Origin of the sequence: Kitasatospora sp. NPDC093558 (assembly GCF_040683475.1) — a bacterium.
Taxonomy (GTDB): Bacteria; Actinomycetota; Actinomycetes; order Streptomycetales; family Streptomycetaceae; genus Kitasatospora.
In genome coordinates this window covers 1-1,739 of sequence record NZ_JBFBDY010001013.1, presented here as the reverse complement: position 1 = coordinate 1,739, position 1,739 = coordinate 1, and the positions used below count along the sequence as shown (strand labels likewise).

The following is a 1,739-nucleotide window of genomic DNA, read 5'->3' as shown; positions in this document are numbered from 1 at the left end:
CAGCAGCCCGCGCCGCAGCAGTCGGCGCCGCAACAGCCCGCACCCCAGCAGCCGGCCCCGCAGCAGCCCGCCCCGCCGCCCGCGAAGCCCGCCGACCCGCCGCCCGTGGTGACGGTCCTGGGCCCGGGGTGCAGCGGAAAGGGTGCCTACCGGGAGAACGGCCGGTTCAGCAAGGGCATCGAGGGCTGGATCGGCAACTCCGGCGGCTGGAGCGGGGACGGCTGCAACGGGAGCTACACGTCCGTCCCGATGTCCGGCGATGCCTCGAAGGACGACTCGTCCGCGTCGGTGGTGTGGACGTTCAACCTGGGCAACGTCAGCACCTGCGCCCTGTCCGTCTACGTCCCGGCGAGCGGTGACGTGACGAAGGTCGGCGGACACCCGACGTACTACACGGTGCAGAGCGGCGGCCCGGGCCGGTCGTTCGTCGTCAACCAGACGTCCAGTCAGGGGAGTTGGGTGGACGTGGGCAGCTACTCCTACGGCGGCCCGCTGGCCGTCACCCTGCACACGCGCGGCGTGGACTGGGGTGGCGGAGAGTCCCACGCCCACCACGCGGCGAGCGCGATCCGCGCGACCTGCACCTCCTGAACCGTTCCATCACCCGAGAACACCAACGAAGGGAATCCCCCGGCATGTCACGCGCGGTGCTGACGGTCTGTGCGGAACAGCGGGAGCCCGGTTCGCAGCCGGGCTTCTACCGCACGATCGGCGAGGCCCTCGAAGCGGCCCGCAGCGGCGCGGTGATCTCGGTGCGGCCCGGCCGGTACGAGGAGAACCTGGTGGTCACCAAGATGGTGACGATCACGGCCGAGGACGTCCGGGGCAGCGTGCGGATCAGCCCGCGCCGCGGCTCGGTGCTCCAAGTGCTCGCCGAGGCCGTGCAGTTGACGGGCCTGGTGCTGCAGGGCCGGGACGAGGAGCTGCCCGCCGTGGACGTGCCGCGCGGCCAGCTCGCCCTCCAGGACTGCGAGGTGGTCGGCAGCGCCTGGACGGCCGTTTTGACCCGCCAGCAGGGCGAGTTGGCGATGCGCGGCTGCCGCGTGGTGAACCCGGCGGGCGCGGGCCTGGTGGAGACCTCGACCGGCGCGAGCGTCATCGAGGACAGCGTGATCGAGCACCTCGGCACCTCCGCCCTGGTGATCGGCGAGCGCGCCAACCCCACCGTGCGCCGCTGCGTGCTGCGCGACGCCCGGGGCAACGGCGTGTGCGCCAACGGCGAGTCCCGCGGCAGCGTCGAGGACTGCGAGATCTCCGCAACCGACAAGCCCGCCATCGCACTCGAGGAGCAGAGCACCACCCGCGTGGTGCGGACCGAGATCCGCGACAGCGCGCTCGGCGTCTTCATCGGCTCCACCGCCCGGGTCGAACTGGAGGACTGCACCGTCAGCGCCGTGCGCGCCCACGGCTACGTGCTCACCAACGGCACCGACCCGGTGCTGCGGCGCTGCCGCGCGGTGCGCACACAGGGGAACGGCCTGCACATCGCGGGCCGCGCCCGGGGCACGTTCGAGGACTGCGAGGTCACGTCCGCCACCCTGGCCGGCATCCACGTCGGGGAGTCCGCCGGACCGAGCCTCGTCCGGGCGGTGGTGCGCGACGGCGAGACGGACGGCGTCGAGCTGACCGGGGACAGCGCGGCCGAGGCCCCCGGGCTGGCGGCCCGGGCGTAAGGGCTGCTGCTGCGCCGCTACCGCAGCGTTTGATCAAGGGAGAGGTCTTATTGGGACGCCATGGCC

General features: G+C 72.9%; 1 protein-coding gene and 1 pseudogene. Both read left to right on the top strand.

Going from position 1 to position 1,739, the window contains the following annotated elements; all coding sequences use genetic code 11:
• Positions 1-591 (top strand): annotated as a pseudogene (locus tag AB0O00_RS37965) (adhesin); the annotation flags it as partial.
• A 44-nt stretch (positions 592-635) separates the two neighbouring features.
• Positions 636-1,673 carry a right-handed parallel beta-helix repeat-containing protein gene (locus AB0O00_RS37960; RefSeq protein WP_363659251.1) on the top strand — a complete coding sequence of 346 codons (1,038 nt, stop codon included), beginning with the start codon at positions 636-638 and terminating at the stop codon, positions 1,671-1,673.
• Positions 1,674-1,739 lie beyond the last annotated feature (66 nt).